This window comes from Gammaproteobacteria bacterium CG11_big_fil_rev_8_21_14_0_20_46_22, from assembly GCA_002796245.1.
GTDB lineage: Bacteria > Pseudomonadota > Gammaproteobacteria > UBA12402 > UBA12402 > 1-14-0-20-46-22.
Genome location: PCWT01000016.1, coordinates 1 through 8,694, shown reverse-complemented (window position 1 = coordinate 8,694; position 8,694 = coordinate 1). Strand labels below are relative to the sequence as shown.

5 protein-coding genes and 1 tRNA gene are annotated in these 8,694 nt (G+C 38.5%); 1 reads left to right on the top strand and 5 read right to left on the bottom strand.

Annotated elements, in window-relative coordinates; all coding sequences use genetic code 11:
- The 5 genes from COV52_01580 to COV52_01560 all read right to left on the bottom strand — a co-directional run.
- Positions 1-415: carboxymethylenebutenolidase (locus tag COV52_01580; GenBank protein PIR11805.1), on the bottom strand; the 415-nt coding region annotated here is incomplete at its 3' end.
- Positions 416-579: 164 nt separating this feature from the next.
- Entirely contained in the window at positions 580-1,479 is a 900-nt protein-coding gene (locus tag COV52_01575) for an integrase (protein ID PIR11804.1), read from the bottom strand.
- Between the two features lie 828 nt (positions 1,480-2,307).
- On the bottom strand, positions 2,308-6,393 hold the full coding sequence (locus COV52_01570) for a hypothetical protein (GenBank protein ID PIR11803.1): 4,086 nt from the start codon (positions 6,391-6,393) through the stop codon (positions 2,308-2,310).
- Between the two features lie 193 nt (positions 6,394-6,586).
- Positions 6,587-6,931 carry a cupin gene (locus COV52_01565; protein ID PIR11898.1) on the bottom strand — a complete coding sequence of 115 codons (345 nt, stop codon included), beginning with the start codon at positions 6,929-6,931 and terminating at the stop codon, positions 6,587-6,589.
- Between the two features lie 258 nt (positions 6,932-7,189).
- Positions 7,190-7,265, bottom strand: a tRNA-Lys gene (locus COV52_01560).
- Between the two features lie 414 nt (positions 7,266-7,679).
- Between COV52_01560 and COV52_01555 the strand changes: the two genes are divergently transcribed.
- The coding region (locus tag COV52_01555) for an ISAs1 family transposase (protein PIR11802.1) at positions 7,680-8,694 on the top strand (1,015 nt) is incomplete at its 3' end.

Below are 8,694 nucleotides of genomic sequence, written 5' to 3'. Positions count from 1 at the left end.
CTTGATCCCAATAAATATGTTCATGAGTCACTTTGCCTTGATCAAAGCCAACAATAACAATCAGCGGAATTTCAACTCGTTTACCCGTAGGTGGAATGTTAGGAAGCATCCAGCCAATTTCACTGGTATGAGTAAATTTTAAAATAATTTCATCAACCAGTTGACGCTCATCGATGGTGCGAGAAATAGGTGTCATTTCCGTATCGGGCGGAAAGAATTTTCCTTCAGGAATTAAATTGCTATAAAACTGCTTAACACCCTCTAAACCTTCACCACCAGTTAAGGTGGGAATACTATTAATGTGCGGATCAGAGGTCATGGTTGCCAATGTTGTTTCTAAATCTTTATTAAGCTCGGCATTAACGTGTTGATTAAAGGCATCCAAGAGTGCCTGTTTGTCCGCAGAAAGTGCCATAGATTAAGTATCCTTACATTCTATAGAAATTGACTTTTAGTATAACGAGTTAAATGAAGGTGAGCCAGCAGATCAGGCTAATTCTAGAACAGAATTAAGTTTTAAATAACCACCTTAATGCCGAATTAATGAGTAAAGTTTATTTTGATCAACTACTGGATATTTTATTTCTTTCCTAAGTATGTGTTGAGCACGTTTTTTCGTTGATGTAACATCTCAAGGCTAATTTGAAGCCTCACCGCGTGATCTTGCCATTTTTGCTCTTTCGTCATTTCTGAGCGAGTGAGGCCGCCTTTAACAGGTGCCTCCCAGCCTGTTAGCTCTTTATAGCGGCGTTGCGCATAAAGGTGACGATGGCCATGCATGTGGCAAATGCCAGCCTCCTTCGCCTTGGTTTCAAAATTCCTGCGATGCTTGATATACGTGAGATTAGGCGGAATTAACGAATTTGTCTTGCTTTTCACAAGCTGCTTTGCTTCTTCCAACCAATCACGCTGTTCTTGGGTAAGAATCGGGATCATGCCTTCTTTGCTGCCTTTCGCCCAGCCTTTCTTGATAAATAAGTATTGTCCGGCATCGGCAACGTAGGGCTGAATTTTTAGACTGGTTTCAACCCTTAGTCCGAAAAGCTCCTGACCTTTCAAACTGTGGCGCATGAGTGGGTCTTGAATTTTATTCAGGTCAGTTTCGTTTAAGGTTCGCGATTTATCTTCATTGGTGACATAGACTCGTTTAGGGATGCCCAAATTATCATTACTTGGCACCATGTGAATTTTGCCATCGAATTTACGCATCAACCAGCGAATGTGGCTCATCCGGTTTTTCATACTGCCTGCGGTATCACCATTCGCTTTCCAATGCTGAACCAGTGCTTCAATATGCTTTGGCTTCATATAACGTAGGTGATCAAGCTTATAGCCTAAGTTGTAAAGTGTTTTAGCCATATCAACTAAGGCTGTTCGTCTATCGTTCTGAGTACGATAAGCGCCGTCTTTGTTATTTTTGATAGCAACAATAGCAGAGTTAACCATTTTATGTTTTTTACTCATTTTTTTAATCCTCATGTTTTGTGTTCTTAAAAACTGTCACGGACATGCAACGACAGTTTTTAATCTGGGTTTTGTTTTAACTCTTTGATTATTTTGGGTTTGAAATAACGCGCAATGCGCGTCACGTCGTAAAATTCATTACGAACGTGACGCTAGCATTGCTTTGAAAGTTCTGTGTTATTGATTTTCGACATATCTTAATCGTTTGAAATGTTGTTTAGTGGTGGTACACCACGCGATAACCCTTAAAGGGTTATCAACGGTCAAGCAAAGCTTGAAACGGTGTAGCCTAACAACCAAGGCCATAAGCCTATAACTGAACCAGGTCATGAACCCAGAACAGGTATCTGTTTATTCAAACAGTCGGTTGCGAAAACGATGCTCTTTAAAAAAAGAGCCTGTCATACCGGAATCAGCAAACTGCTTCCGGCATTAAAAAGTCGAAATAAAAATTCACGCCAAAGCGCTAGCCGTGGCTATCTGCTTTGGTGTGCGTATATTGAAAAATTTAGTATGGGTAAAAGTGAGCCTTTAAGTTAGGCTAGTATGGTATATCTTACTTAGTTGACGGTCTTGCGACAGCTTAAACTAAGCGGGTATTTTAAAACTGCTTAAAAGCAGTGAGTATTAAGACAGCTAATTAACGTGTAATCAGCTAGGCTGCCAAAGGCGCTTTTTTTCAAATGGCCTTCCACGACTTTCATGGCTAATCGTGTTTTCTTGAACTGTAAAGCTGTAAAAGCTGTCAAGTTTTGTGCTATTTTGTTATATGCTATTGCAATCAAAAAAATAGTGGGAAATTAGTTCAAAAATAAATTTTCATGATGCAAAAATTTTTCTAGCCTAAAAATTTCTTTCTTCTTTTATTTGTTCAGTCTGTATTCTATTATTCAAAGTTTCTATATACCTTTCTAACCACATACGTATTTTAAGTGATCTTGTGTTGCTTAACCATGATCTAGCTTGATCACGTTTTTTTGATAAATACATACTCTCCGAACCTTGCCAACTGCCAGTATAAAAGTGTGCCATCAATCCATTTGTAAATTTTTTTTCTTCAATAAATGCCTCAATAAACTGCGAAGTCAAGTTGCCACCTTGTTGGGGATCTAACGATCTTGGCAGAATCTCTTGTATCAACTCTTTCCTAATATCTGGATCTTCCTTAACCCAAGCTATAATCTGGCCTGGAGGTATGAAAGTTATAGCTGAAGCTTCTTCTGAAAAACTAAATGGATTGTTAAGCCAGTATACAATTTCATAAATTTTTTGATTCTCCGAAACTAAAGCCTTTGAAATAAGTGTCCAGGCGTCACCAGGGTTGCTTTTTACAATACCGTTCGCAACTTTTTCTACATTATCCTTATATTCCAATGGGTAGTTTGAAGAATTAGCTATAACTTCCAGTAAATTTCCAAGTAAATCTAATCCGCTTTCAGGGTACTGTTCAAGAAATGCTTCCGCTACCAACCCCCAGTAATAAGAAAATAAAACCTGATTAAGGCTTTCTCTTAAAGGTTTCATGCTGAGAACGTCGAATGTTATTTGTTTTGGAAGCCTTTTCTTGGTGTTTTTATTAATGTAATAAATGTTAAGCAATTCAACGCAGATAGCAGTTGATCTTTCTTGATTAGAAAAAATAAGCGTAGTTAACAAGTCTTGAATAAGAGCCTCTGAAACACTTTGTATATCTTCTTTTAGAGGAATAAAACTAAATGATTTTACTGGAAAGAGTTTGTTTTTAAAAAGCAGAATCATGTCATATAACAACACCTCTGTGATACCAGACTTTAATATGCAGTCGACAGCAATTTCTCTCGTATTTTCTCTGCTCAATAACTGACGTAAGATAACCTCCCATTGTGAAGGATCGCGGGTTCGCAATCCAGCAATATAGCCTCCTATAAATACCACATTAACAATAGTGTGAGCTTTTTTCATAATAAAGCTGATTATGTTTTCATCCGACTCTGTATTATTGATTTGCTTTCCACACTCAATGCCAAATGCAAATATATTGCTATCCTGATTTATTTCCTTAGCACTCACTTCTAAGAGCACTTCTGAAAAATTATTAATCTCGTTGGCGCATTCTTTTGCTAATGACTTCAATTTTTTTTCTTGATCGTTAATTTCTATTACTGTATCGCCAGAAAACTCGTAATACGTCCTCCATGAGCTCATGTTACAAACATACCGATTAACTCTGTCAAAAATATTCACTCCTTCTAAATTATTATCTAGTTGCTTTAGAATTTTAATTTCTGACTTAGTCAATGAGCTACCTTTTGCTTTTAGAGCGTCATTATAAAAATCCAACAGTAGTTTTCGATTTATCGCTTGATCATTAGCAAGCCATAACACCAATTCAAAGACTTCCTCAGCTATTTGCTCGTAGTTTATTAAAGAAGAAGCTGCGCTCAATAAAACACTTGAAAATTTATTACGCCAGATTGAGTCAAGTCCTTCCATCTCATTACGTAAAAGCTTCAGTACATCGCGCCAATAATCAAATACCTCGCTATAAGTTTGCGGTCTCCAGAAACTTATTGTTTGTTGGAGCCCTTGGTGCTCAGCTCCGATCATTCTTATCCCGCCGCGAGTTTCCAGCCACTTTGAACATAACTCTAACCCTAGATTTCGGCAGCCAAGATCACTATTTTTAATTAGATTTTCTAGCAAAGGGAACCGCATGGATGGGGGGGCTTGAGTTGGTGCCCAACCAAGCCCAATAGAAAATAAACCTAACAATATCCCCTTTGAGTTATTCGAATAATTTGAATTTTCAGCCAGTGCCATATTAATTAATATTTGGGCTGAACGTATAAAAAAACCTTCCCAAACAATTATTTTCTCTAAAGCTGAAACAATTTCCTGTCTACCAGTACGCCATTTATAGAGCTCCTCATGGTTCCATGTACCAATAGTCTTTTCAATTAACGAGAGAACTCCAGATGGTGCTGCTTCGGCTAAATAATTTAAAAACCTTAACCCCGTCTCCGAGAAAAAAAAGGTTTTATCAGCAAATAATCCGCCATCAGATAAAATACCCTCTACTATAGGTTGTGTCTGAGGAGCCGACTGGGCATATTTAAACTGCTGGAGAAACCAATGACTCATATTCTCTGGAAGCTCATTAAGAAATTCTTTAAAAGGAAAGTCTCGTCCATACTCTTTCCAAAATTTTATCCATAAATATATATGCAGTGCCTTCGGCACAATGTATAGCGTATGCTGCCCCTGTATTATTCTTCTGCTACGATAGTGTTGAACAATTTTTTGAAATTGATTCCAGGTTATTGTTGGATTATTTTTCTCTATCCACTGCGAAATAAAACGTGCCTCTTCAGTAACTGGTGACTCAAAACCAAACCGTTGAAAAAGTGCAATATGAGTTAAAACAATTTGATATTGATCTTCTTCACTAGGTTGTATCTTTTTATGCCCGATAATGAACCTGTCCCAGATTGGTATATCGGCTGGTGATTGAAGTAAATCGCCAGGGTTATTTTTAAGATTTTCTCCTAAAGCATGCGCAACTCTTGGGGAGCCATCACACCACGATGCCCAGCGGTGTAAGTCTTGATTTCCTATATAACCTGCTAAAACTTCTTGTATTTCTTTTTCTGTTAAAGAGGGGCAGCTTAATTTTTTCATTGTGCCGTCATATATATCTTCATCATTATGGCTGATGGTAATTAACTTAATGCCTGCTAAGGCTTTTAAGTTTTGCCATATAGAAGTCATGTCGCGAGTATCACAATCATCAATTACCAAAGTAACAAAATACTGCCGATCTGCTTTTAAAATCTCGGTGAATAATTTACTTTTTTGAAAATCCTCCCCGGTTTGTACATATATAACCGATGGGGCAATACTGCTATCAGATAGCGACTCAAGAGTAAGCCGAGTTTTTCCAATGCCTGGTTCTCCAGTAATCCGAATATGCTGCACGTTATCTTCTTGGAGGTTTTTCCTAAGAGTATCTATAAATTCGCTTTGAGTTAACCCTAACTTCAAATCCGTTTGCATGTGCGACATTCGTTGCCAGCTTGAGAATGTGCGAAAATTACAGTCAGACAGTCCAATAAGATCAGCACAAATAGAGGGATATTTTCCTATTTCACCGGCTATCTGCCCCTGGCTGTAAAGCTTTATTTTCGGATTGCTGTAGCCGCATTGTTTTAATAATGATACAGCATTGTCGATTGATTTTTGATGTTTTTCTGGTGTGATGTCATGCCCTAAAGTTAAAATTGTATACGTTCCGTCTTTATCAAAGCACTCTTTTATTGCAGGCTTCAGATTCTTTTTTGTAAGGGCTTTATTTTTTCCAAATAGCTCTGCCTTTAAAGAGCTATCTTGCCAGGGCTTGAATCCTGAGCCTGTTTTAATTTGGTAGTAGGTGCTCCCTAAGTTTAATAAAGAATTTTCATGTAAAGAACCTTCAACTTTCGCATCAATGCCTCCATCGCTTTCATTTATATTAAGAGAAACTATGACATCTTTTGGGGAGAGTCCTGAGGCTATCACATCACAACGGAGGATGTTTAGTATTAGCTCTGTCGCTTGCTTTGACTCTAAGTTTATTTGTTCCGGTTTGGGCGCAAATACCGAGGGTGTATAAGTGGGGGTTAAAGGAATTGTTTGACGATTATCAGGCATACTAACCTTTTGTATATTTAGTTGAATATTAAAACCAGCATTTCTAGCTAAGTTTGTAAGCGCCTCAACACTAAATTTTTCAACGCGCCCATTTAGTAAATCGTTAAGGCGTGGTTGAGTGACATTAAGTTTTTTGGCTTTTTCCGCTTGTGTGCCAGGTAGATCATTCAAGTAATTTTGTAATTCCTCGATCAACGCTAAACGGGCTTGTATATCTATGCCTGCATCACGACTGTTTTTCTTTGGTTTGTTTTTCTTTACCATGCTGATACCTAATTCATTGGTAGAAACCCAATAATACACAAATTTATATCATAATCAATATAAATATTTAAATAATATTGAATTAGATATAAATAATGCTTTTTAAGGTTACGTTAAAAGCAGAAGATGGTAATTTCTCGCGCCAATACTTATCAGGCTACCTAGCTTGGCTCGTCATTTTGGCAAAGCCAATCTACAGCATTTGACTGCTAGCAGAATTATTTTGGACTGGTATGTAAAGAGCCAACCAAACACATACCTCATCAGGGTTTGTCCAGCTTACGCGATGTTTTCTATGAGCCTCGATGAAGAGGTAATCGCCAGGTTTAAGGTTAACCGCCTTGCCGCCCTCAAATACCAAAGTCGCATGGCCTTGAAGCAAGATAACCCATTCATCTTGGGCCTGGTCGTACCAATCCGAGGTTTGCCCGGTTGAAAGAATGCGCTCTAGTTTCAGGTGTTTGTTCTGGTGTAAAGTTTCAAACACCTCTTTGGGTAATACTCTCTTAGGCAAGTTGTCAAAGATGTTATCGCTCATACTATTTAACCCGTGTTGCTGCCATAAAGCGCGGCTAATAACATAACGCTGATTGGGTTTAATATCTACAGTAAAGTTCATCAAAGCCCGCTCAAAATGGGCAAGAAGCGGAGCAGAATGGAACTAAAGCCGCCAAGCGTTAACCAAAGGTAGCTTGAGGCACAAAATAGTATACAAGGAAATCTTTTGCGACTTAAGCGACACAGTAGTATACAATCGAATTCTTTTTAAGCTGTTGATTTTATTGGGTTTTTTAAGTGGTGGGTCGTATAGGGCTCGAACCTATGACCAATAGATTAAAAGTCTACTGCTCTACCAACTGAGCTAACGACCCACAAATTGTAAACAGGCGGCTTTAATTTTTCTCTGTAGTATACAAATAGTATACAAACATTTTCCCCTCTTTATTAAGGTGCCTGTAACTCCTTAATAAATTTCGGTCTTTTTAACTTTTCACTCAATGGAACATTGAATTAAAAGTCTACTGCTCTACCAGCTGAGCTAACGACCCACAAGATCGGGAGAAATAATACCGGCTTTATTTGAAAAAACAAGCACTTTGTCGAATTTTATTGTGCGCCTAGCCTAGCCTAGCGTGGCTTGGCGCAATGTACGACTTAGTTGGCCAGAATTCAGTAAACAGCTTGACCAGTGACGTTGCCTGTTTTCACGGCTGTCCCATTAAAATAGCTGCATAATTTTCATTGAAGAATTAAACTCCTTGTTTTTATAAAACAAGGAGTTAGTTGTGAGCCCAAGTAAAAAGCCAGCGTTTCTTTATCATTTTGATGAATTAGAAGACCCTAGAATTGATCGAAAGAAGCTTTATCCGCTGCCAGAAATCCTATTGGTTGTTCTTTGTGGCAGCATTTGTGGCGCACAAAGTTGGCGAGATTTTGTAACATTTGGCGAAGAGAAGCTGGATTACCTTCGTCGATTTTTACCCTTTAAAAATGGGATACCCTCAAAAAACACCTTTGCACGAGTGCTTTCTAGCTTAGACCCCAAGCTGTTCAAGCAATGCTTTATTGCTTGGGTTCAATCGTTTCAATTGGCGCTAAAAGAAGTGATTGCCATTGACGGAAAGGCTTTGAGAAAAAGTTTTGATAAAGCCACAGAACAGTCCGCCATTCATATGGTAAGCGCCTTTGCTACGTCGAGTAAGCTTGTACTGGGTCAAGAAAAAGTCTATGAGAAATCCAATGAGATTACGGCTATTCCAAAGTTACTCGATTTACTTGCCATTGAGGGCGCTATTGTGAGCATTGATGCCATGGGTACACAGAAAAAGATTGCTAAAAAGATTCATGAAAAAAAAGCAGATTATGTGTTGTCATTAAAAGGTAATCACAGTACTTTGCATGATGATATTCGCCTATTTTTATCGACTGAAATTGAAAAATTACACCAGGCTAAATCGCATAAAATTATTGATCGCTATGAGGATCATGATAAAGGTCATGGACGTGTTGAGCATCGCTTGTGTTACGTCACGGATCAGTTAGAGTGGTTAGCACAACGGGTGGATTGGTGTGATTTAAAGACCATTGCCATGGTCGAATCACGTGTGACTGTTGGGGATAAAACCACGACTGAACAACGTTATTTTATTAGCAGCTTACCGGCTAACGCTAAAGAATTAGCACAGGCCATTCGTAGTCATTGGGCTATCGAGAACAGTTTGCACTGGGTCTTAGATGTGACTATGGGTGAGGATCTCTCAAGAGTGCGCAAAGACCATGCCCCAGAGAATATGGCGATGA

What these genes read in the sequence shown, in the direction of transcription:
- COV52_01570 (PIR11803.1), bottom strand. Translation starts at nt 6,393, where the DNA reads ATGGTAAAGAAAAACAAACCAAAGAAAAACAGTCGTGATGCAGGCATA.
- COV52_01575 (PIR11804.1), bottom strand. Translation starts at nt 1,479, where the DNA reads ATGAGGATTAAAAAAATGAGTAAAAAACATAAAATGGTTAACTCTGCT.
- COV52_01565 (PIR11898.1), bottom strand. Translation starts at nt 6,931, where the DNA reads ATGAGCGATAACATCTTTGACAACTTGCCTAAGAGAGTATTACCCAAA.